Consider the following 20,728-nt stretch of genomic DNA (forward strand, 5'->3'; position numbering starts at 1 on the left):
CCTCCCAGAGGCAGGCGGCGGTTTCGAGCGCGAATTCAGCAGAAGTTTCACGCATGGGAGCGTCCTTTCGTAATCCGAAGGAATGGGGTCAGGCCGCGAGACGGCGGCAGTCACCGGCGAGGCCGAAGGCGCCCGCGTCCATCTCGTCGATCAGCGGCGCGATCCGGTCATAGGCGCCGGTCAGATCGTCTACGATGATGCGCACGCAGGCATCGCCGGGGTCGGCATCATTGCGGACGGCGACGGACATGCGCTTCCCCAGGATTTCCGGGAATACCGCGCCCACCAATATGGCTTCGATCCGCCTGCCGAGCGCGACGACTGCGCTTGCGAGCGACGCCCTGGGCGCTCCTTTCATCCCGAAATACCGCGCTGGAGCGATGATCTGCGCGATGTGAACGCAACGCTCCTGTCCGGCGACACGCGGTGAGACGATCGGCCGCATGTGCGCGTGGCGGTCTGCCGCAACGCAGGCCAGCGGGACCAGCGCGCGATATTCATGGAACGCCAGTGTGCCCGCGATGCGCGAGCGGGTGACGATGATATCCATCGTTATTCTCCGAAATGGGGTTTTCGTGTTCAGGCGACCAGGCGATCGGGTGCCTGATCCGGGCGAGCCAGACCGAGTTCGCGGCAGATGCGCGCGGCGAACCTGGCCGGCTGGAGCAGGTCGTGAACCGAGGCCCAGTGATTGCGCTCGCCGACAAAGTCCGTGCGGCCCGAGACCTTGCGGAACATGACTTCGCGACCGGCGCCCATGAGGCCGAGGCTGAGCTGCACGTAAATGGCCGTGCCATGCAGCGTGACCTCACCGCTCACTGCGATCCCGCCACGATTCGAACGCAGGTCGTAGCTATCGTCTGCAAGGTCGAGCGCGTCGGCCAGCGCCCGCAGCGCCTTGCGCCCGTCGCTGTGGAAGAGCTTCTTCGCGCGTTCGTCATAGGCGACGCCCTTGTGGGCGAGCGCGATCAGCGCTGGCTTGCGGCGCAGGTCCGCGATGGCGTCCATGCAGACGCGGCGCAATTCGACATTGGGCCGCTCGATCCGCGACGCGATCGAGCCCAGATGGCGGGCGAGCAGGATGACGGCAGGGTCGCTGTCTTGCGGGCGCCCGGCGTTGCGACAGTCCTCGATTGCGGCATTGAGGGCATGGAGCGCGGTGGGCAGCGTGATGAGGGCGGACGGATCGAGCGCCTGCTGGAAGCGGAATGCGATATCGTATGACATGGGAGTGAGTTCCTTGGGCTTGGGGCGTCTTTCACGCCCATCCCACTCCCTCATCCTCCCCTCCGGCCCAGGTGGACGGCATAGTCTGCCGAACTATGATCCCCTGACACGCGCTGCATCAACCTCCTCAACCTCCTCAACCTCCTCGTTCTCGAGTGTCCAAGAGGATCGCCAGCGGGAATCGTCGAAGGCGGGCGCGTCGTTCTCACTCTGCATGTCGATCGCCGCCTGCGCATCGGGCGCATTGATGTCGATGACGATCTCGCGTTCGACGCGGAAGACCTGCACGATCCGAATGCGGTGGGATTTCATGGCCGCTTCACCTCTGCGCCGCTGTTCTTGCCGCGCGTCCCGCCGCGCTGCTCCAATTTGTTGACGGCCGCTCGGCAGACGTTGATGCGTGTACGGCCATCGGCAAAGGTCGCGATCCGGTGAACGACGTCCGCGATCGGACCTGGGGAATCGGTATCTACAGGCTCTGCCTTTTCGAACAGCCAGTCGCGTACCCGCAGAACCACTCCGGAATATGTTCCATCGCCGATCATGTCGTCGTTCCAGTATCGGGTAGCGACGGTGAGCAGCGTGCCGGCACTTTCACGAGTTGGGCTCTCCCTAAACTCCGTATCGGCTTGGTCGAGGCTCGCCTCGCTGGGCGTTGTTTCACTCTGCATCAAGGTTTTCCCTTCTGGTTCGTGATCGGGTCCGTAAGCGCGGGATCGCTCGAATTCGGGATCGTCGGCTTCGTCGACGAGATAGCCGAAGACTTCATCGGCATGGTCCGCGTCGAGCACTGCGCTCGACATGGCTACCAGCCTGACCGGAGGTCCGCCCGCGAACAGCAGTTCGTCGGCCGCTTCCATGGCGCGGCGATGGTCGGGTGCGTCGACCGCGACCTTGACGCGGATGACGGCATAGACATGGACGAAGTGACGGCGGCCGTAGTCCCCCGTCACCCCAGTCGATGCCTGCGCGAGGGGCTGGCCCGTCACGCGGCCTTGCCCATGTCCTGCGGGATCGCCACCGGATCGGGACAGGGCACGACCTCGACGCGCATGTCGCCGAAGCGGTTGGTCGCCATCCAGCGCTCGGCGGCTGCCATGTCGGGAGCGAGATGATGCAGCACCTCGCGGCCGTTATGCCCCGTCACCACCCGGACCATGCCGGGTGTCGGAACCTCAAGGATATCGAACGCCATATCGCTTTGTGCGCTGAAGGTGCGATTGAAGACCGCGACGATGACCGCGCCGCCGAACTCGCCGAGACGCAGGGTAAAGCTTGCCGCAAGGCTGCCGGACGCGGGCTCGCGCTCGACCAGGCGGCCCGTGCCGTTCTCTCCCTCCCAGTCGCGCAGCTTCCGCTTGAAGCGTTCGGGCGGCCGGGGCTGGCCGTTCGAATAACGGATCAGGCTGCCCAGAACGGCGGTTTCGTGGATATGACGTGCGGTTTGCATGAACTTGCTCCTTCAAGAAATACGAAGCCCGGCGTGAATGGCCGGGCTGCGCGAGACAATGGTTTGAGAAACTGGCCGGAAGTTCAGTCGCCGAGGTTTCCGGCGGCGATCTCCTCGATCCATCCGGCGGCCTCGTCGAAATCGGCATCGCTGTCCTCGACGAGGGCTTCGAGCGCCACTGCGCCGGTCCGGCCAAGCTGGCCGAGGCGCTGGAGTGCCGCGTGCAGAACGGGCGCCAACTCAGCCGGTGTAGCCGAGTCGATATCGGAAATTGTCATCGTCTTGCTCCTTGCTGTAAAAAGGATCGGCGGCTGACCGGCGAGCGATGGCGTGCAGCCGCCAAGATGGCGTTGGTCAGGCGGCCTTTTGCGGCAGCCATTCGTAGAGAAGATGGGCACCGGGCTCCTGCTCGGTGCCGATCGCGAATTCGACCAACTTGCCGTCGCAGGCGAACTGCGCCGCGCGCGGAAGGTCGAGATAGATCTTGCCTTCGAATATGATATCCTTCGACCGGACCGCCTCTACCGTCCGCATGGTGCCGATTGCGCGGTGCCATGCCGGTCCTTCGATGAGCTTCATCCGGTCGCCGGGTTTGAGGCGGTGGCGGAAGGCCGCGAGTGACACCAACGGCTCGATTCTGCTGCGCGCGCCCTGCCGTTTGGCCTGTGTCGTCCAATAGGCCTGACCGATCCGCACCTCGCAGAAGAACGAGCAGGTGTGAAAGTCTTGCAGCAGGTTGGAGCGGCAGAAGCCGAACCGTTCCATCTGGTCGCGGACCCTGACGGTGAATTCCTGCTGCGCCTCCCGACCGGTCAGGTCGTCGGGCGCGTCGAGCAATTCTGCCGTGATCTTGCGTCCGCCCGCGAAACGCTCGGTCGAGATGGAAAAACGCATCGCCGGGAAAAGGGCATGAAGGTGCTGGCCGATCCGGCCGGCAAGCGAAGTGAGGCTCTCGTTCCGCTGTTGCAGGTCGCCCTGATAATGGAAGTTGCCGCGCTCATCGATCGGTGTCTCGCTATAGAGCCGCGCGGCGCCGGTGGCAGGAACGCCGTTGCGATGATCGGTCTGGTCCATGATATGTCTCCGTGAGAAACGAAAAGCCCGGCGCGAGCGGCCGGGCTTTGCGAGGAATGAACTGGTGGGAGTGCCAGGCCGGATGGCAGCGGATCAGTCCGCCTCGTCGGGCCTTGCGAGCAGAATGACGGCGATCGACGGTTTGTCGGAAAGCGCCGCTTTGCGGCTGTCATAGGGCTTGCGGCCGCCCTGGGCGATCGTCAGCATCTCGAACACCGGCGCGGGTGTGCCGCCACCATCGGGGACTGTCATGCTCGCATCATGATACTGGATGTCGATGAAGCGCGGCGGTCCGCCGGTGTAATAGGGTCCGAAGCAGAAGGTTACGCGCCGACCCTCGCTGGTTCGCGCCGCGATGGTGAAGCCACCATCCGGAATTTCGACCGGGAGGGTCGGCACGCGGTTATAGGTCGCGAAGCCCAGGCTTCCGGCCTGCTCGCTCGGCATGACCGGAAATTGTCCTGCCGGAGGGAGCCGGTCTCGCCGTGCCCTGCCGCGGTTCGTCTGGACCGACAAATGATTGCCGATCCGCACTTCGCTGAAAAACGAGCAGTCGTGATTGCCGTCAAGAAGATTCAAGCGGTGGAAACCGAACCGCTCCATCTGGTCGCGGATGCTGGTGATCAATTTCCGCTGGTCCCTCCAATGGGTCAGATCACTGGGTGGTTCGAGCAGCTCGGCCGTAATCCTGCGGCCACCCACGAGCTGTTCGGCCGAGACCAGAAACCGCATCGTGTCGAAATGGTCGTGAAGATGCCGGGCGATCCGATTGGAAAGCGAGGCCAGGCTCTCGTCCTGCTGTTGCAGATCGCCCTGATAGTGGAAATCGCCGTTATCAGCGATCGGGGTCTGGCTGTAGAGGCGCGTCGTGCCGTTGGCGGGAGTGCTGCCGCCATGGTTTTCGGGGTTCATGATGTATCTCTCCCTGGAATACAGGAAGCCCGGCGCGCTGGCCGGACTCTTATGGCATGAGGATGAGTGGAGAGCGCAAGCCGCGGACGGTGTGTCAGTCCGTGTCGTCCGGTCGGACGACATGGTTGGGCAGCGCGAGCCACTTCGAACTGGAGATGAGCGAATCGTGCGTCAGACGTTCGGCTTCGGTGAACGCCGTCGCAGTCTCGAGCGAGCCGAAGCCATCCGCATTGTTCCAGAACACGAGCCCGTCTTCTTCATCGGGAACGGCAAGGACGAACTGCTGCTGATCCTCGGCACCCTGCTTGCGCGCGCCGCGTGCCGCAATGCCGCCGGACCGTAACGCGACGAGCGCCTCGTTCATCAGTTCCCCGGTCGAGCCGCCCTGGATACCCTCGGCCGTGATGAGGAAGTAGCCGCCGCTGAAAGAACCCGGGATCATCCGCGAGCACGTCACCGCCCAGGTGAAGCCGAACGGCAATGCGGTGAGGCAAACCTTCTCGATCACTCCGGCGATCGCCCAGATATCGGCGTTCGCACCGTGGATGCGGGCGAGCTTGCCGTCTCCTTTCGGGTCATCCCCGATGGAGAGAACCGCATCGAAGGTCGAAAATTCGGGGTCGGTCCAGAGGGTGAGGAAACCTGCGAATGGATCTTCCTCGCCCTCTACAGGCGGAAACGCTGCCTTGAATGCGGCGCTGCGTGCCTCGTAACAGGCTTTGGCCGCAGCCAGTTCGCTGAGCTCGACATGGGGGAAGTCGGAGGCGATCTCATCAGCGGCCGTGAAGCATTCGGTGAGAAGTTCGGCTTCTTCAGCGCTGATCCTGATTTCGAATGATGTGGTGATATATGTATCGGCCATCGGAGCGATCCTTGTGGCGGGCGGACGGATACACGCGAGCGCACGGTCCTGCCGGAAAGAGAGAAACGGGGATGGCGAGCGCCCGAGGGCGCCCGCGCGGCGGCGATCAGCCCAGCTTTTCGAGCAAGCTGCGGGCCTTGGCTTCCATGTCGAGGCGGGTGTCCTGATGTGCCTTGCCTCGCGCGACCGCCGTGATCCCGTTCACGAAATCGAAGATCGACTCTGGTGGCCGGCCTTCCTCGGCGAGCACCGCCTCGATGACCTTGCCGGTCTCGGACTTGGAGAAGCCGCGCTTGCGCAGAAATCCCTCGCGGTCCTCGTCGGTGCGGGCGACGATCCGCTCGCGGGCTGTCCGGATGCCGTCAATGAAGCTGCGCGGCGACGCGTCGGCATAATAGGCAAGCGCGGGCTCGGCCTGCTGGGCAAAACGATGGGCGGCGAACTTGCTATGCCGGATCTTGATCTCCTCGAAATTCTCGACGCCCCAGAGGATGCGGTTGGCGCAGACCGCGCGCAGATAGAAGGTCGCGATGCCGAGCGTCTTCGCGCCGACTTCGCTGTTCCACGAATAGAAGCCGCGGAAATAGAGATCGGGATCGCCATTGGAGAGCTTGCCCGCCTCGATGGGATGGGTGTCGTCGACGAGGAACAGGAACACGTCGCGATCGGACGCATAGAGCGTGGTCGTGTCGCGGGTGATATCGACATAGGGATTATACCAGTCGAGCACGCCCGGAACCTTCCAGCGTGTGTCTCCGGTTCCGTTGCCGGCAAAGCGCATCACCGCTTCCACGAGCTGGGCATCCCACACACGGCCATAATTGGGGCCTGTGACCGCGCGCAGTTCGGTGCGGCCATTGTCGGCCTGGAGCAGTTTCACCTGCTCGGCGCGGTGATTGAGGAGGCCGTGCTGGAGGTTGATGCCAGCGAGCGGCCCCGGCAGATCGCGCAGATAGGACGCGGGCGCGCCGACGATGCTGCACAATTGCCCGAACGACCAGTTGGTGGGCGCGACCGGCATGTCACTGTCGGGCAGGATCAGCGCTAACCGCTCGGGGTGGTCGCGGCGAGCCTCGACCTTGATCGCGCGGCTTTCGATGACGCGGGTATGGGCGCGCTCGCGCCGTGCCTGCACTGAGGCGTGGAGATCGGAAAGCGAGAGGAAGCGCTCGTCGTCCGGCCGGGAGAACCATTCGGACGATACGCGGGTGTTGGATGTGCCGCGCGAAACATCGACGCGGTAGCCGGGCGTTGCGGGGCGCGCGGAACCGGCGCTGACGGGAGCGAGCGAAGCCATGGGCAGTCTCCGATGGAAAGGATGGAATGGAACGCCGGCGCCGCACCCTCGCGACACCCGCACCCACTTCCTCCTTCCTCCCCTCCTGTATCGGGGGGGCCATGGTGCCAAAAACGAATAGAATAGCGGCACATTCCAGCCTTGCCGTGACAGAGCGCGTGGATAAATCAGCAGGCTGAACGAACTTCCGGTTTGCTGCGCCGGCTTGAGGTGACGACCGACGCAATCAGGATTTATTACAGGCTTTCGAAAACGGACCTACCAAAGTCATGTATGAACCGAGAATGGACTGTCGCGTTTGGAGCAGGGATATTGGGATAGCTGCCATTCCCACGGCATCGCCTCCCGACTAAAGCCGGTCGTTCACATCCGCTCGGATAAACATCCGTTCTCGACGGAAGTGGTCGATCACGCTTGTCGAAGCGGACGATCGGCAACGCACATCAATGCCGGACGTTCAGGTGATAATGACAAGTTCCTGAAAGCGGACATTGCTTGTGGCCCTTCCGACCAGCCTAACCAAGCGCGACAAGCCTGTCCCCATCTATCTCTGCTGGTATCGGCTCGTCGATGATGGTCAGAATTTGGGGATCGCAATGGTCATCAGCCATCAGAGCGGTCTCGAATATGGGAACGCTCGTCGTGAGCGGCTTTGGAGTGTCGCTGACCGGTATCTGGGCCTTGATTCGCAGGAAGCCGAATTCTTCCGACGCGGCCAGCCTGAGTTGCGCCATTTTGCCGCTGGCCATTTTTAACCGCGCGCCGTGCATGATGTTCAGCGCGTAAAGGCTGACGAACGTCGAGACTGATTCGAAGCTGGACCTGCTTTCCTCCGCCAGCGCCCCTTCTGCGACGAGCAGGTCCACAAAGTCGCGCCACAGCGTTTTGTCGTCGAAAACGAACTGCCACATCTTGCTGAGACCGAACACTTTCAGGACCTGCGACTCCCGATCCTTGAGCGGCTTGCCCGCGTCGAACTTCCTGATCGCCTTGTTGAAGGACTGTTCCGCCGTCTGGCGCGAGATGCCGAGCCTCTCCTTGATCCGTTCGTCTGGCATGATCCTGAAGTTTGCGCGCCCGGCCTCTTTCAAGTGATCAGTGGTTAGCTTGGTTAGGTTAAACTGCTGATGCCACAGTCTAGCGCTAGTTAGAATGTCGTTGGCACGCGTCAGGCTGATGCCCGCATCTCGCTCGTGACGGTGAGCAGCGAAATGCCCGATCTCCTGGACGCTGGCCCGTCCGGGCTGGTGCATGCGGAGATCGGAAAAAAGGTTGTGAAGGTCGGTAACCTTGCGCTCGCCGCGGATAAGTCGCGCGACGCGCCGCTTGTGATCTTCTTGGAGCATGACAAATCCCGCTTTTTTTCCGAATGTGCGCCAGCCAATCTAAGAGCAGAACTTCCCTTGATGTTGGTCTTTTTTTTCTCCTTCTTCGTTCGGGTCGGCTTAACGACCATGCGCACGGCGCGCGATCAACGTGTGGGAGATTTGCAAGACTATGGCCAGCGCAATCACGTCATCGGCGCTGTCGATAAATTCAAGCATGGTCTGTCACCTCAATAGGTCGCAGCCTGCGAGGCTGCCTCGATACAGGCGATCGCGCCCCGCAAGATTTTCAGGCCTGGGTGCAAGACTACCCTCAATCGTAACAGCGCGCACCCGCGATCAAACATGGTCTGTTCAAGGGACGCGGTTGTCTGTAGCCCACCACCACGCCCGCGCGCACTATGATCCCCTTATCGAGGAGCCACGCCATGACAGACAGCGCCGACACCAAAGCCATGCTCGTCGATCTGACGGCCGACATTGTCTCCGCGCATGTCGCGAACAACAGCGTGGCGGTGAACGATCTTCCCCAGCTCATCACCAATGTTCATGCAGCGCTCAGCGGTCTGGGACAGCAAAAACAGGAAGAACAGCCCAAACCGGAACCGGCGGTGTCGGTCCGTGCGTCCGTCAGGCCCGAATATCTTGTCTGCCTCGAAGACGGCAAGAAGCTCAAGATGCTCAAGCGCCACCTGATGACGCACTACCAGCTCACCCCGGAGCAATACCGCACCAAGTGGGGCCTGCCGTCGGATTATCCGATGGTCGCGCCGGCCTATGCCGAGAAGCGCCGTGCGCTGGCCAAATCGATCGGCCTCGGCCGCAAGCCCGGCACGAAGATCGCGAAGCCGGCGACAACGCCCCAACCGAAAAATGCCCCCGCCATCCGCCGTCCGCGCAAGAAGGCCGAGACACCGCAGCCTGCATGATCGCCCGCAATATGCACCCTCAATGGCGGCCTGCTCGGACAGGAACTGCGGCGGCGCGATGGCATCGAGGGCGGTCGCTCGCAAGGACTGCGAACAATCTGGAACACGACGGGCGCACTATTTATCTCGTTACGCATAGTTTTGAGCAAACATCTGGGTTCAGCGTGCTTGCATGATGCTCCGGTCCGCGTGGACAAAATCCTTCGCAGCGTATTCACGGCGACTTTTCTGAGATGCTTGGCCAGGCGGACCTTCGGGATCCGCTCTAGCGCCGGTCGTCAGCGCCCGAGCGGAACAGGCTATGATGTCCTTGAAATCAAGGTAGCAAAATGCTACCTTATAACAAAGAGGTGATCCATGGCCCAGTCCATCAAGCTTGGCGACGACATCATGAACATCGTGCGCCGCGAATCCGAGTTGCAAAGCCGCTCGATCGCCGGTCAGATCGCCCATTGGGTGCGTATCGGCCGCGCAATCGAGAAATCCGGCAATTTTGATCATGCCCGCATCACCGCAGCGCTCGCCGGCGACGTCGAGACAACCGCCTTTACCGACGAGGAGAAGGATGTCTGGCTCGACAGCTTTGTCGAGAAGATGGGGCAGTCCGGCCCTGACGAGGACGCTTTCTTTGCCCGGCGGCGACAGCTTGGGCTGGGTGTCGGCCTCGATGCGGCCGGCAATCTCGTTCGTGAGACGGCCATCCGTAAGGCATGAAGCCAACGATGATCGTGCTGGCCGGGCCGAACGGTGCCGGCAAGTCCACACTTTACGAGACCCGCATCGCGCCGAGTTTTGCGGGACCATTCATCAACGCCGACATCATTCAGCGCGACGAACTGCGCGATCCGTCACCGGCGGCGTCGTACGAAGCGGCCAACATCGCGTCTTCGCGCCGGGCCGATTATCTCGCGCGAAGGCGGGATTTCGTGACGGAGACCGTCTTTTCGCATCCCTCCAAGATTGAACTCATCGACGAAGCGCGCACCAGAGGTTTCACCGTCATCGTGATGCATGTCGGCGTCGATACGCCGGATCTCTCGGTCGCGCGTGTTGGCATGCGCGTCGAGGAAGGCGGCCATATCGTCCCCGAGGACAAGATCCGTGTCCGGTATGCGCGCGGCGCACCTTTGATCCGCGCCGCAGTCCTCAAAGCGGATCGCGGCATGGTTTTCGACAATTCCGGGCTCAACCAGCCGCCGGACCATTGCCTGACATTCGCCGACGGGAGATTGGTCTATGCGGTGCCGCGCCTGCCTGGCTGGATCAGATCCGTCTATCAAGCAGACCTTCAAATCTAGGGTCAGGCTAAGGCCGGGGAGAACGCGTAGCCGGTGTCGGGCGCGGAGCAACGTCGCGCCAGTCCACCTCGGACGTATCGCCGCGCTTGTCTCCGATAAGCACATAAAAAGGACCGGCAGGCCGGGCGAAGCGCGCGAGGCCTTGTGCGTCGGCGCGCTCAGAGGCGATGACCTGTCCATCGTTCGTGTAGAGCGTCACGGAAAGGCCGGGATCGGGACGACCATTGGCATGGCCCGCCATGCACTCCAGCATGGGTCCACGCGCCCAGCACCTGCCCACGGGAGTCCAGCCCGCATCGGGTTCGTGCGCCAGCGCGGGTAGTCCCGACAGACCGGCCAGCATCGCGGCGGCAAGCAGAAAACACGCCTGTCTCATCGGGCTTGCTCCGAGATTTGGCGTGCCGTGGCGGGCATCAACTGCGAAAGGGGTATTTCCGCGATGTGAACCGATCCATCGGTTCCGATAGCGGTAAGCCAGATGCCATCGGCCAGTTCGATCCCCGGAGGAATGACCAGCGTAACCTCACGCGCAGAGCGCGCGCCCTCGAACTCCATTCCGATCGCAAGCGGCAGTCGGGGCTTGCGGACTTTCAGATAAGCCGACCGTATCTGCTCATCGCAGGCATCGCAGAAGCGCAACATGACATGCTTAGCGACAACATCTTCGCCAATAGTTTCGGGCGGGCCGCGCTCCTCCTCGACCATCGTAAATGTCCACGGACCGACCTTTCCGGCCACCGCATCGTCGCGCAGCAGGGGATGGATGGGCGCTTCATGCACCGCCCAGACCAGTCCGGCCGGAATGGCAATCAAGGCGAGAGTCAGCAGTCCTTGCCAAAATACGCGCAATGGACCGGAGAGAACCGGGACCGCGCTGGCGAAGTTGGTCGCGCGGTGCAGGCGTTTGGGCCGCCACGGCCAATAGGTGATCGCGAACGCCACCGCTGGCACGGCCAGCATCATCCATCCGATCCACAAGAACGGTCCAAAGTTGAGACGCCAGGCAAGGATGCTCGAAGCCAGCGCCAGACCGAGGAATAGCCATCCGGCAATACGAAAGGCGGATTGCCGTTGCGAGGATAGCGGCCACTTCAGCACGATCTGCGCTTCACGGGGCCGCGACAGCGCCAGCAGCGCGAAGCCTGCGATGCTGAACGCCAAGAGGAGCATGTCCCACCAGAATGGTTGCAGCGGCATCATGCGCCCAGCCCTCCCAGACGCATCACCAGCCAGCAGGCGAGATAGACAAGGCCCGTCCATGCGATCAGCCAAAACCACAAGCGGGTGACGCTGCGCGTATGGAACGCCCAGAGCAGGATCGCGGTGTGGATCGCGTAGATCAGCAATTTGGCCGCCATCGCGGGGGGATTGAACGGTCCCGGCTCGAAGGGCAGCGTCAGGGTCAGCAGGAGCTTGATCGCGGCGGCCAGCGCATAGCCACCGAGAATTGCCGCCGCTACCCGCGAGGCCACCGACAGGCGATAGCGCGCCGCCGGGGTAAGCTGCCCCGTCATACGCGCGCCCCCACCTTTGCACGCCCGCCGAGCTTGAACGCGCAGAAGGCGAACAGCGCGGCGAAGCCGAGCATCGTTAGGTCGAACCCGGCCAGAACCCAGTCGCCATACCTAAGGGTGACGCCCAGATGCCGATCTGTGGTGAGCGCATTGATGATGGGGATCGCGGCGGCGACAGCGGCGGCCACCCAGAACAGCTCGCGCCATGCCTGCGCTGCCGGGCGCAACAGCGCATAGACTATCATCCAGCCCCAGGTTGCGAACAGGATATTCGCCTCCCATCCGGCGCGTTCGGCAAGACTCACCGGCAGCAGCCGGTTTGCCCAGAAATAGGCGGCAATGCCGACCGGTAGCCCGGCGATGACGCCTGCGTTGAGATGCTCGACCATCGGCACACCAAACGGCACGCGGCCTTGCCGGGCATATTTCTCGCGGCGCTTGACCGTCCACAGCACCATGCCCGTCGCGATCATGCCGCAGGTCAGGATCGAGGCGATGAACAGCAGCCAGCGCAGGCCCGCGCCCGCAAACCAGGCATTGTGGGCAGTGGTCAGATACCAAAGCCCTTGATGCGGGGGAGTCTGTCCGAACGTCACCGGAATGTCGCGATAGGCGCCGGTGGCCGCATCGAAATTGATCACGCTGTCGCGGCTGAGCAGCGGATATTCCGCGCCATAGGCGCGCGAGAAGCTGACGATCAGCCTGCCGTCCCCGGCGCGCGACACCTCAATGTCACGCACCTCGCCCTTGCCGAAATGACGTTCGGCCTGAGCAAAGACCGTCGCCATCGGCACCGAAGGGCGCGTGACGGCGGCGGGTGGATCAGCCGCATCCACGCTGCGCGCCACTTCCTTCGGTGCCGGGGGGGAGAGGAAAGGCTTAGGCAAATAGCCCTGAAACAGCAGGCCACTATATAGGATCATCAGGAAGAAGGGCAGCGTGATGACGCCCAACAGATTGTGTCCGTCGAGCCAGGACCGCTGCCCCTTGCCGGGCCTGAACATGAAGAAATCCGCGAAAATCTTCTTATGGACGATGACGCCTGAAACGGTCGCCAGCAGACCGAGCATAACGGCGATGGCGATGATGCGCTGGCCGGTCAGATCGTCCAGATAATGCAGCGCATGATGCATCTCGTAAAAGAGTTCACCGCCCTCGGTGTCGCGAACAACAGGAAGCGGCGGCAGCGCCTTGCCGCTGTCGGGATCGAGCCGCGCGACATGCTCATCCCATTTGACGATTAGTTCCGAATTATAGCCGCGCCACGGCTCACCGCCACGGCAAAGAAAACCGCAACCTGAGCGCCGTCCGTCGCCGGGCAGATGAATTTTCCACTTGTTAGTTTGCTCCGGTTGCGCCGCGAGGAAATCCAGCGCCTTTTCGATCATCGGCGGAGCCGCCGGATAGGCGCGATCCTGCCGCATAGGCAGTTCCGGACTCATCCAGCGGGTGACTTCCATGTCGAACAGAGTGGCGGCCCCCATCACGAAGACGAAGAACAGAACCCACCCAGTCAGCAATCCGACCCAGCTATGCAGCCAGGCCATCGACTGGCGAAACGTCTCCTTCATCAGACCGCGCTCAATAGCTGACGCGAATCGTCAGCAGGAAGTTTCGCGGTTCCCCATAAAAGTTATAGTAACTGGAGGAGCCGACTGCCTGATAATAGGTCTTATCGAAGACGTTGTTGACATTGAACGATGCGGACCAGTTTTTGTTGAAATTATATTCACCGAACAGGTTGACCACGGCATAGCCCTTCTGCGTGAACTCGAAGGGCACCGATGGGCCGTCATATTGGCTAGTCGTGGTATTGAACGTCCGCGCGGTGCCTCTGGAGTAGTTGGAGCTTTGCGCCGTCAGGCCGCCACCGAACTTCAAACCATCAAGCGCGCCCCTGAGGGCATAGCTTGTCCAGAACTTGAAAAGATGCCGAGGCGTAATGGTATGGTAGCGTCCCGTTCCCGCCTGCTTATTCTCGTTATCGTTGAAGGTGTATCCACCCGACATCTGCCAGCCCGGCAGAATTTCACCGCTTATCTCCAGATCGACGCCTTTGCTGACAACTCTGCCATCAGCAAGAAAACAGCATGAACTACCTAGATCGCCCGCAGTGGCAGGATAGTCTGAGTCACGAACAGCCTGACCATTACGCTTGATGTAATAAAGTGCCGCTGATGTGTTGAGGCGGCCATCAAGAAGCGCGCCTTTTACGCCTACCTCAAAGGTTTTGCCTGTAATGGGATCGATCGCCGTTCCGGGCAGCGGACCCTTCAGGCTCGATGCTTGAGATTTGTAGGTTTCCGCAAAGCTTGCGTAGGCGGACCAGTTATCGTCAAACTTGTAGATCGCCCCGATAGAAGGGGTCAGGACACCATTGTCGCGATAGGCAATCGTCGGGTTGCTGGTCATAATTCCGGCGGGAACGCTGAATACCTCGCGATATTGCCGATACCGATACCAACTGAGCCTCATGCTTGGAATCAGGCTAAAGCGTCCGAACGTCATGTTCAGCGAGCCATAGATACCCTTTTGCTTGATCTCCAGGTCTGTTGTTCCGAAAAAATAATAGGGATCGTTATTATCGTATATCGTCGGATCAAATGTGAAGATGTCTGGAATAGAAATCGGATTGTTGCGCCGTCTGTTGATGTATTGTGCATCGGCATTGCTGATATTTGTACCAAACAGGAGTTTGTGCGTGCCACCGAGTAGATCAAACGATCCCTTCAGGACAAGATCAGCGGCCTGGATCTTTTCAACATAGGTGTATTTGGCTCCGCCCCAACCACTAGCCATGCCCGACTTGGTAATCGGGTCGATCGCGCCATACCAAAACATATGCTGGCGATCATTGTCCGAGCGATTCTGCGAAACCTCAAGGCCGAGTGTCCAGTCGTCGCCCAGCGTCTGATCTATGCGACCGAACATGTTGTAGCGATCCCTGATGTTACGGTCGTTCTTCGTGCCGAGGTAAAAGCTGCGTGGGAGGCCGATATCGTCGCCGTTGGTATAACGTGGCAGACCGATCGAGAAGACCGGGCTGCGGTCGTGGCTATAGGAGCCACCGACGGTCAGGCGGGTGCTGTCCGTTACATCGAACTCGACGATCCCGTGGACAAGCTGCTTGTTGCCGATAGCGCGATCGTAGAAATATTCGCGATCCTCAATCACGCCTCCAATCCGCGCCCGCAGACGCCCATCCAGCGCAAGCGGTCCGCTGATGTCGATCTCCCCGCGATAATTGTTCCAGCTCCCGGCAGACAAGGCGGCCTTGAACTGAAAGTCTCGCGTCGGCTTTTTACGCACCAGATTGATTGAACCGCCGGGTTCGCCGGACGTGCCAAATAGTGCGTCGGAGCCGCGCAGTACCTCAATGCTGTCATAGAGCGCGAGGTCAATCTGCTCGGTATTCCAGCCTCCGATGATCGGGCTGTTGCCATCAATCTGGAAATTATCGATTCGGAAGCCGCGCGAAAAGAAATGGGTTCGGGTGGCTTCTTCCTGAAGGGCAGTGATGCCCGTGACCTGCTTCATCGCCTCTTCGATGGTGGTCAGGCCCTGATCCTGCATCCTCTGCTGGGTCAGCACGGTAACAGATTGGGGAATATCTTGCAGGCTCTGCCCCTTGGCGAAGGCAACGTCGCGCTTGGTGTAAGAGCCGGTGCCCTCCGAAGCGGTGCGATCATTCGCCGTGACCTGCGGGCCGCCGGCACCGCCGGAGCCGCCACTACCGTCGCCGCTTCCCTCGACCCTGACCGGACCAAGCTGCACGGTCCCTTCGGACACCTGCGGCGCGCGCTCGATCGACACGCTGCGCCCATCGAGCCAGCGGAACGTGATTCCGGTGCCGCCCAAGAGCACGCTGAGCGCCTGGGCGGGCGCATAGCTGCCCTTGACCGCCTGCGAGCGCTTGCCGTCGAGAATGCAGGTATCGCCCGTGATCTGGATGCCGGTCTGGTCGCCGAAAACCGTCAACGCTGTAGAAAGCGGCTGCGAGGGAATGTCGAATGTCCGCGTTTGCCCCCGCGACGCCGTCGTCGATCCGCCCGACTGCGCCTGCGCCGGAGCTGCCAGTGACACCAGCGCGACGCTCCCCATCAGCAGCGCGATCATGGAGCGACCAGATTTGGCCGTTCTGACGTTACCCCCACTTGTCATCAAAAATCGTCCTTCCACATGTACATATCTGCAAAGGCTTCGCATTTGCAGATTGGTTTCATTAGGTTTGACGAGGGGCGCACCGCGACCTTCAGGTGCGGCGGCAAATTTTTTCAGAAAATTTTCGCGGTCAGTCTTCGGAGACGAGTAGCAGCCATGGCGTGATCTGACGGACATGGCCGCCATGCGGCTTCATAAGCAGCTTGAGAGCCTTCACCGGATCGTCGACATCATAAACGCCGGTGACGCGGCTGCGGCCCAGGCTGCCGCTGGTGACGATGATCCGGCCGTTATAGTAGCGGTCGAGCTGCCGCACGGCATCGGCTACGGTAATCCCATCGGCCAGCAGATGCCCGCGCCGCCAGGGCGCGACCGAGCTTTCCGGAATACGGGACGCGCTGACAATATGGTCGGCCCGCGCGATACGCAGGCGATCGCCGGGCGCCATGTGGCGCTTGTCCTCGCCTTTGCCGGAGGGCCAGGACACGCGCACCGAACCGCGCTCGAGCGCGATATCGACGGCATCGGATGCGAGGTCGACGTCGAAGGCGGTGCCGGTCACGGTGACGCGGATATCGGATGCGGCGACCGCAAAGGGCCGTGCGCTGTCGCGGGCGACGTCGAACCATGCCCGGCCCGCCAGCAGCTTCACACGCCGCTCGGCCCTGCCATAGTCGACCGTGATCGCACTGCCGCTGTCCAGAACGACGTGGGAGCCGTCCTCCAGCTCGACGGTACGGCGCTCACCGGTGGCGGTGTGATAGTCCGATTGGAGCAGGATCGGCAGCGGCGAGAGCATGACCGCGGCGAAGGCGGCCGCAATGCCGGTCGCGGCCACCGCGATGCGCGCGCGGCGGCTCTCCCGCCAGCCCGAAATCCGGCTGCGCCTGCGCGCTGGCGCCGGAGGAACGGGCACGGTCTTCGCCGGGCCGACTTCGCCTGCCAGGCCCCACATGCGCAGCGTCGCCTGCCAGACCTTCTCATGCCGGGGACTGCGGGCGCGCCAGGCGTCGCGCTGGGCGACGAGCCCCGCATCGCCCGGCGCTCGCGGAAAAACGCAGCCACGCATCCTGCACCACATCTTCCGCGCGGGCCTGGTCACCGACGATCTTCGTCGCCTGATCGATCAGCGCCTCGCGATGCTTGAGATAGAGATGCAGCCGGTTGGATGCCATTCAGCGGCTCTCCCGGCAATGAACACGAACTCTGTGCACGACCTTGTGCTGCCCCCTTCCATCGGGAGCCATGTCGCGCCCGACCTACCGAATCCCGTTGCAAGTCATTATCAACGGTCAATAGCGCCGGGATTGACGGTGGGCAATCTGTCGGTGCCTCGCCCACGCTAGCGCCGTTGCCTAACTTTGGGATCAACTCAGGAATTTGTTGGGATTCTGGAGCGATATCGTGAATGTTGCTCTTACTTCCGCATAGCCGGGTTCACCCGCAACCCGGTTTGATCCAACACATAGTCCGTTACTGCGCCCCTTCATCACCACCGAGCGATCAGCCATCGCACCGCCCTTTATGGCGATTCCTCGTGGGGAAACTGAGACAAGAAATACCGTTTTGTGGCGACTTTGACATTATTACGTTGAAAATGTCACAAAACGTCGTATCAACAGCCAGAGGAGCGGCATTGATGCTGTACAGTCTGGACATCGAAAACTTCTATTCCATTCGTGAGCGGCAGGTGATCGATCTGCGCGCGGCCGGCAACGCGCCTGATGCGCCTGAGAGGCTCGCGCCCATCTGGGCGGGGGCAAAGGAGCGTGCGCCCAAGGTGGTCGCCATCTTCGGTCCCAACGCCTCAGGCAAGTCGACTGTGCTGCGTGCTCTCTCCTTCATCGCCTGGTTCGTGAGGGACAGCTTCAGCATCGCGCCTGGTGCCCGTCTTCCCTATGAACGCTTCAACGACGCGGCCTCCCAAGCGGCCCCAACTCGGCTGTCGGTGTCGCTTGCCGGTCTCGCGGACCCCGAAAGCGACGATCTCGATGGTCCTCAATGCCGTTACACTTATGAGGTGACCTTGGGCGGTCCGGCGGGACAGGCGCAGGAGGTGTTGTCAGAAGCGATGCTCTATTGGCCACCCGAAACAGGGCGCAAGGTCCGCCTGTTCGAGCGCGACCATCATGGCAAGGTGACGGCGGCCAGTGCCTTTGGCCTTTCGGGCTACCGGCAAGCGCTGGAGAAGGTACTGCGTCCGAACGCCAGCGTCATCTCGACGCTCGCCCAGCTCAAGCATCCGTTTGCCACTTCCATCTGGCAGGCTGCCTCGCTCGTGATTTCCAATATCCTGATCGAGAAGCAGGATGGACTGGAAGACCAGATGGTGCGCCACTATGCGAACAACCCCGCGCTGGTCGAGGCGCTGAACCGGGAGATCGAACGGATCGATCTCGGCATCAAGGCGATGCGTCTCGAATCCGGACCCAACGGGCCGATCGCACTGTTCACCCATGAAGGTCATGACGGTCCGATGCCGCTCATGCTGGAAAGCCACGGCACGCGGATGTTCCTTCGCATCTATCCCATCATTCTCCAGGCACTCGAAACTGGCGGTCTCGCGGTCATCGACGAACTGGATACCGCCATCCACCCTCTGGTGCTGCCCGAAATCCTGCGCTGGTTCCATGACCCCGAGCGCAATCCGCACGACGCGCAGCTCTGGATGACCTGCCACAACGCTTCCTTGCTGGAAGAACTCATCAAGGAGGAGGTGCTGTTCTGCACCAAGGACCGCCGTGGCCGGACGGAGGTTTATACGCTGCGTGACATCCAGGCGGTTCGCCGGGATGATAACTATTATCGCAAATATCTGAGCGGCACTTATGGCGCCGTTCCGCAGATCGGATGAGGCCGCCCCAGCGCCGCCGCCGCATCCCGCAACGCAGGCGATTGTTCGTTGGCTGCGAGGGCGAGAGTGAGCGCGGCTATGGTGCATTCCTCACGCGGCTGATCGAGGAACAGGAGCTTGCCGTTCATCTGGACATGGCCGTGCTGCAACCTGGCGGCGGCGATCCCTGCGCCATCGTCGAATTGGCGGTTCAACGGATAGCACAGAAGCAGAAAAGCCGTGGTGAGCCCTACGATCGCAAGATCGTGTTTCTGGATGCTGACCGGCTCGGAGCGGTTCCGGACCGTGATCAACGCCTGCTCCAGATCAGTCGCCGCGAACAACTTCATCTCATCTGGCAACGCCCGTGCCATGAAGCGATGCTTCTGCATCATATCGATGGCTGCGCCCACCTTGCGCCACCAGACTCAAGCGCGGCGGTGCGGGAACTGCGGCGGCGTTGGGACGACTATCGCAAAGGCATGCCCGCCGCTCGTTTAGCTGAGCGGCTGGATCTGGACGCTGTCCGACGCGCGGCCGCTGTCGAGAACGACCTTTCCATATTCCTTATCGAAATCGGTTTGTTGCCCTGACAGCTTGCTTGACCGAGCGCCAATTGGCGTGGACGTACAGATTCAACAGACGGCTTTCGTGTTTTAGTTAGTGATCGCTCGAGCGAGATGGCGGATCATAGCGTTCTTATAATGCTGGAGCCGCGGGGTTCTATCAATACCGATATGGCTTTAGCGTGCTTTTGGTCATTTTGGCGTGCGCAGGCTGGTGCATATTGGCGGGGGGAAAGATGCCGATTCCGAAGAAGCTCTACAAGTATCGAAAATTCGACGTGACAACGCTCAATATGGTCACGGATCACGGGCTTTATTTTGCCAACCCTCGCAAGTTCAATGATCCGCTGGATTGCGAGCTTTCGATCGAAGCCAATATCAGCCCTCGCAAGTTATCCGATCTCCTGAAATTTCTTCTAGGGCCAGAGCGAAAGAAGCACTGGCACCATGAGGTTGGCTGCGCGGTCCACTACGCAAGCGAGGAAGGCGACATAAAAGTCCGGGGCAAAGCGAGAGACTATCTGAAGCGCATGCTCGCCGAGTCGATCGGCGCTGAAATTCGCAAGGAACTCGACACGCGAGGCGTCCTCGCCTTCTCGGCCACCTGGCAGTCGGTTTTGATGTGGTCGCACTATGCCGATGAACATCGCGGTATCTGCCTGGAATTCGACACGAGCGAGCTACCGCATAAGCACCTCGCTGCCGTCAGATATGATGGCGAGCGCTCGATAAAGGCGAGCGATATCTATGCCTGGAAGATCGGCGGCGATAAGGAAGCGGGTAAGCGAGCTTTCGACATGCATTTTTATTCCAAGGCGCCGGACTGGAAATATGAACAGGAATGGCGCGACATCGGCGACAAACCGGGAGAGTGCGGTGACTATCGCATCACTGGAATCTATTTCGGCTTTCGCTGCGACTATGCGGTTAAGGTCGCGATTGTGAAAATGCTCGGCATCAAGACCAACGTCGATTTGTTCGATCTGCATCTTAGTCCGAAGTCTTTTGAGCTATCCAGAACCCGGGTCGATATCGATGAGATCGATGCGCTGGGCATGCGCGAGCCGCAGGGGATCGAAACGGCGCAGATGATCGCCCAATTCGATGACCTCCCCGTCGATATCGACGATATGGAGGGGGCGGCATAGGTTGGGCAACGTGAGATCTGAGGATCGAAAGCGAGAGTGTCCGTCGTCAGAACATTTGGCACAACTCGCGGCGTAAATTAGCGGAGTGCGGGCCTCGTCCTGGGGTTGATATTAAGCGGCGATCTTGCGGTG

At 61.2% G+C, this 20,728-nt stretch carries 24 protein-coding genes; 7 read left to right on the plus strand and 17 right to left on the minus strand.

The genetic code is table 11. The features are described from left to right. Window positions 1-88 precede the first annotated feature (88 nt). The 11 genes from GGR43_RS21545 to GGR43_RS21595 form a co-directional block, all read right to left on the minus strand. Window positions 89-550, minus strand: a complete 462-nt coding sequence (locus GGR43_RS21545; protein ID WP_188073876.1) for a hypothetical protein — start codon at window positions 548-550, stop codon at window positions 89-91. 29 nt (window positions 551-579) lie between these two features. Continuing rightward, window positions 580-1,227: a hypothetical protein gene (locus tag GGR43_RS21550; RefSeq protein WP_188073877.1), complete on the minus strand. Its 648-nt coding sequence runs from the start codon at window positions 1,225-1,227 to the stop codon at window positions 580-582. Between the two features lie 93 nt (window positions 1,228-1,320). Beyond that, the gene (locus tag GGR43_RS21555) at window positions 1,321-1,539 is read right to left on the minus strand and encodes a hypothetical protein (RefSeq protein ID WP_188073878.1); all 219 of its coding nucleotides are present in this window, start codon (window positions 1,537-1,539) and stop codon (window positions 1,321-1,323) included. Beyond that, window positions 1,536-2,180, minus strand: coding sequence for a hypothetical protein (locus tag GGR43_RS23630; protein ID WP_246343974.1), 645 nt, complete (start codon window positions 2,178-2,180; stop codon window positions 1,536-1,538). Before GGR43_RS23630 ends, GGR43_RS21555 begins: the two co-directional genes overlap by 4 nt. 32 nt (window positions 2,181-2,212) lie before the next feature. Beyond that, a complete protein-coding gene (locus GGR43_RS21565; protein WP_188073879.1) occupies window positions 2,213-2,677 on the minus strand; it encodes a hypothetical protein in 465 nt (154 codons plus the stop codon). An 83-nt stretch (window positions 2,678-2,760) separates the two neighbouring features. Beyond that, window positions 2,761-2,955, minus strand: a complete 195-nt coding sequence (locus GGR43_RS21570; RefSeq protein ID WP_188073880.1) for a hypothetical protein — start codon at window positions 2,953-2,955, stop codon at window positions 2,761-2,763. 76 nt (window positions 2,956-3,031) lie between these two features. After that, entirely contained in the window at window positions 3,032-3,751 is a 720-nt protein-coding gene (locus tag GGR43_RS21575; RefSeq protein ID WP_188073881.1) for a hypothetical protein, read from the minus strand. A gap of 93 nt (window positions 3,752-3,844) precedes the next feature. Beyond that, window positions 3,845-4,663, minus strand: a complete 819-nt coding sequence (locus GGR43_RS23635; protein WP_246343975.1) for a hypothetical protein — start codon at window positions 4,661-4,663, stop codon at window positions 3,845-3,847. A 94-nt stretch (window positions 4,664-4,757) separates the two neighbouring features. After that, a complete protein-coding gene (locus GGR43_RS21585; protein WP_188073882.1) occupies window positions 4,758-5,525 on the minus strand; it encodes a hypothetical protein in 768 nt (255 codons plus the stop codon). Window positions 5,526-5,631: 106 nt separating this feature from the next. Then, window positions 5,632-6,822, minus strand: a complete 1,191-nt coding sequence (locus GGR43_RS21590; RefSeq protein WP_188073883.1) for a DUF932 domain-containing protein — start codon at window positions 6,820-6,822, stop codon at window positions 5,632-5,634. 515 nt (window positions 6,823-7,337) lie between these two features. Then, a complete protein-coding gene (locus GGR43_RS21595) occupies window positions 7,338-7,880 on the minus strand; it encodes a hypothetical protein (protein ID WP_188073884.1) in 543 nt (180 codons plus the stop codon). A 153-nt stretch (window positions 7,881-8,033) separates the two neighbouring features. Between GGR43_RS21595 and GGR43_RS21600 the strand changes: the two genes are divergently transcribed. From GGR43_RS21600 to GGR43_RS21615, 4 genes are all read left to right on the plus strand, one after another. Further along, window positions 8,034-8,384 (plus strand): hypothetical protein, encoded by a 351-nt coding sequence (locus GGR43_RS21600; RefSeq protein WP_188073885.1) that lies wholly within the window; start codon window positions 8,034-8,036, stop codon window positions 8,382-8,384. Window positions 8,385-8,575: 191 nt separating this feature from the next. Then, window positions 8,576-9,076: a Ros/MucR family transcriptional regulator gene (locus GGR43_RS21605; protein WP_188073886.1), complete on the plus strand. Its 501-nt coding sequence runs from the start codon at window positions 8,576-8,578 to the stop codon at window positions 9,074-9,076. Window positions 9,077-9,433: 357 nt separating this feature from the next. Then, on the plus strand, window positions 9,434-9,790 hold the full coding sequence (locus GGR43_RS21610; RefSeq protein WP_188073887.1) for a ParD-like family protein: 357 nt from the start codon (window positions 9,434-9,436) through the stop codon (window positions 9,788-9,790). Between the two features lie 8 nt (window positions 9,791-9,798). Continuing rightward, a complete protein-coding gene (locus tag GGR43_RS21615; protein ID WP_223177565.1) occupies window positions 9,799-10,374 on the plus strand; it encodes an ATPase in 576 nt (191 codons plus the stop codon). A 372-nt stretch (window positions 10,375-10,746) separates the two neighbouring features. Here the strand turns inward: GGR43_RS21615 and GGR43_RS21620 are convergent, their stop codons facing one another. The 6 genes from GGR43_RS21620 to GGR43_RS21645 are packed head-to-tail and all read right to left on the minus strand — an operon-like array spanning window position 10,747 to window position 17,224. Continuing rightward, a complete protein-coding gene (locus tag GGR43_RS21620) occupies window positions 10,747-11,574 on the minus strand; it encodes a DUF3325 domain-containing protein (RefSeq protein ID WP_188073889.1) in 828 nt (275 codons plus the stop codon). Further along, entirely contained in the window at window positions 11,571-11,888 is a 318-nt protein-coding gene (locus GGR43_RS21625; RefSeq protein WP_188073890.1) for an iron transporter, read from the minus strand. The genes GGR43_RS21620 and GGR43_RS21625 overlap by 4 nt, the downstream gene beginning before the upstream one ends. Beyond that, window positions 11,885-13,459: a PepSY-associated TM helix domain-containing protein gene (locus GGR43_RS21630; RefSeq protein WP_188073891.1), complete on the minus strand. Its 1,575-nt coding sequence runs from the start codon at window positions 13,457-13,459 to the stop codon at window positions 11,885-11,887. The genes GGR43_RS21625 and GGR43_RS21630 overlap by 4 nt, the downstream gene beginning before the upstream one ends. A 10-nt stretch (window positions 13,460-13,469) precedes the next feature. Continuing rightward, window positions 13,470-16,235, minus strand: coding sequence for a TonB-dependent siderophore receptor (locus tag GGR43_RS21635; protein ID WP_188073892.1), 2,766 nt, complete (start codon window positions 16,233-16,235; stop codon window positions 13,470-13,472). Continuing rightward, window positions 16,180-17,004, minus strand: a complete 825-nt coding sequence (locus GGR43_RS21640; protein ID WP_188073893.1) for a FecR family protein — start codon at window positions 17,002-17,004, stop codon at window positions 16,180-16,182. Before GGR43_RS21640 ends, GGR43_RS21635 begins: the two co-directional genes overlap by 56 nt. A 25-nt stretch (window positions 17,005-17,029) precedes the next feature. Then, a complete protein-coding gene (locus GGR43_RS21645; protein WP_188073894.1) occupies window positions 17,030-17,224 on the minus strand; it encodes a sigma factor in 195 nt (64 codons plus the stop codon). Between the two features lie 464 nt (window positions 17,225-17,688). On the opposite strand from GGR43_RS21645, the gene GGR43_RS21650 reads away from it, so the two are divergent. The 3 genes from GGR43_RS21650 (at window position 17,689) to GGR43_RS21660 (ending at window position 20,596) form a co-directional block, all read left to right on the plus strand. After that, window positions 17,689-18,903 (plus strand): AAA family ATPase, encoded by a 1,215-nt coding sequence (locus tag GGR43_RS21650; protein WP_188073895.1) that lies wholly within the window; start codon window positions 17,689-17,691, stop codon window positions 18,901-18,903. Then, complete coding sequence (locus GGR43_RS21655; protein ID WP_188073896.1) at window positions 18,900-19,475, plus strand: RloB domain-containing protein; 576 nt, start codon at window positions 18,900-18,902, stop codon at window positions 19,473-19,475. Before GGR43_RS21650 ends, GGR43_RS21655 begins: the two co-directional genes overlap by 4 nt. Window positions 19,476-19,684: 209 nt before the next feature. After that, a complete protein-coding gene (locus GGR43_RS21660; protein WP_188073897.1) occupies window positions 19,685-20,596 on the plus strand; it encodes a DUF2971 domain-containing protein in 912 nt (303 codons plus the stop codon). Window positions 20,597-20,728 lie beyond the last annotated feature (132 nt).

The organism is Sphingobium jiangsuense (assembly GCF_014196495.1).
Taxonomy (GTDB): Bacteria; Pseudomonadota; Alphaproteobacteria; order Sphingomonadales; family Sphingomonadaceae; genus Sphingobium; species Sphingobium jiangsuense.

Bases quoted from the DNA above. Each gene is read 5' to 3' on its own strand.
- GGR43_RS21615 (WP_223177565.1), top strand. From the start codon at position 9,799: ATGATCGTGCTGGCCGGGCCGAACGGTGCCGGCAAGTCCACACTTTAC.
- GGR43_RS21570 (WP_188073880.1), bottom strand. From the start codon at position 2,955: ATGACAATTTCCGATATCGACTCGGCTACACCGGCTGAGTTGGCGCCC.
- GGR43_RS21620 (WP_188073889.1), bottom strand. From the start codon at position 11,574: ATGATGCCGCTGCAACCATTCTGGTGGGACATGCTCCTCTTGGCGTTC.
- GGR43_RS21635 (WP_188073892.1), bottom strand. From the start codon at position 16,235: ATGGCGGCCATGTCCGTCAGATCACGCCATGGCTGCTACTCGTCTCCG.
- GGR43_RS21555 (WP_188073878.1), bottom strand. From the start codon at position 1,539: ATGAAATCCCACCGCATTCGGATCGTGCAGGTCTTCCGCGTCGAACGC.
- GGR43_RS21610 (WP_188073887.1), top strand. From the start codon at position 9,434: ATGGCCCAGTCCATCAAGCTTGGCGACGACATCATGAACATCGTGCGC.
- GGR43_RS21650 (WP_188073895.1), top strand. From the start codon at position 17,689: ATGCTGTACAGTCTGGACATCGAAAACTTCTATTCCATTCGTGAGCGG.
- GGR43_RS21550 (WP_188073877.1), bottom strand. From the start codon at position 1,227: ATGTCATACGATATCGCATTCCGCTTCCAGCAGGCGCTCGATCCGTCC.
- GGR43_RS21645 (WP_188073894.1), bottom strand. From the start codon at position 17,224: ATGGCATCCAACCGGCTGCATCTCTATCTCAAGCATCGCGAGGCGCTG.
- GGR43_RS21595 (WP_188073884.1), bottom strand. From the start codon at position 7,880: ATGCCAGACGAACGGATCAAGGAGAGGCTCGGCATCTCGCGCCAGACG.
- GGR43_RS21575 (WP_188073881.1), bottom strand. From the start codon at position 3,751: ATGGACCAGACCGATCATCGCAACGGCGTTCCTGCCACCGGCGCCGCG.
- GGR43_RS21545 (WP_188073876.1), bottom strand. From the start codon at position 550: ATGGATATCATCGTCACCCGCTCGCGCATCGCGGGCACACTGGCGTTC.
- GGR43_RS21585 (WP_188073882.1), bottom strand. From the start codon at position 5,525: ATGGCCGATACATATATCACCACATCATTCGAAATCAGGATCAGCGCT.
- GGR43_RS21625 (WP_188073890.1), bottom strand. From the start codon at position 11,888: ATGACGGGGCAGCTTACCCCGGCGGCGCGCTATCGCCTGTCGGTGGCC.
- GGR43_RS23635 (WP_246343975.1), bottom strand. From the start codon at position 4,663: ATGAACCCCGAAAACCATGGCGGCAGCACTCCCGCCAACGGCACGACG.
- GGR43_RS21640 (WP_188073893.1), bottom strand. From the start codon at position 17,004: ATGTGGGGCCTGGCAGGCGAAGTCGGCCCGGCGAAGACCGTGCCCGTT.
- GGR43_RS21590 (WP_188073883.1), bottom strand. From the start codon at position 6,822: ATGGCTTCGCTCGCTCCCGTCAGCGCCGGTTCCGCGCGCCCCGCAACG.
- GGR43_RS21565 (WP_188073879.1), bottom strand. From the start codon at position 2,677: ATGCAAACCGCACGTCATATCCACGAAACCGCCGTTCTGGGCAGCCTG.
- GGR43_RS21660 (WP_188073897.1), top strand. From the start codon at position 19,685: ATGCCGATTCCGAAGAAGCTCTACAAGTATCGAAAATTCGACGTGACA.
- GGR43_RS21630 (WP_188073891.1), bottom strand. From the start codon at position 13,459: ATGAAGGAGACGTTTCGCCAGTCGATGGCCTGGCTGCATAGCTGGGTC.
- GGR43_RS21655 (WP_188073896.1), top strand. From the start codon at position 18,900: ATGAGGCCGCCCCAGCGCCGCCGCCGCATCCCGCAACGCAGGCGATTG.
- GGR43_RS21600 (WP_188073885.1), top strand. From the start codon at position 8,034: ATGCCCGATCTCCTGGACGCTGGCCCGTCCGGGCTGGTGCATGCGGAG.
- GGR43_RS21605 (WP_188073886.1), top strand. From the start codon at position 8,576: ATGACAGACAGCGCCGACACCAAAGCCATGCTCGTCGATCTGACGGCC.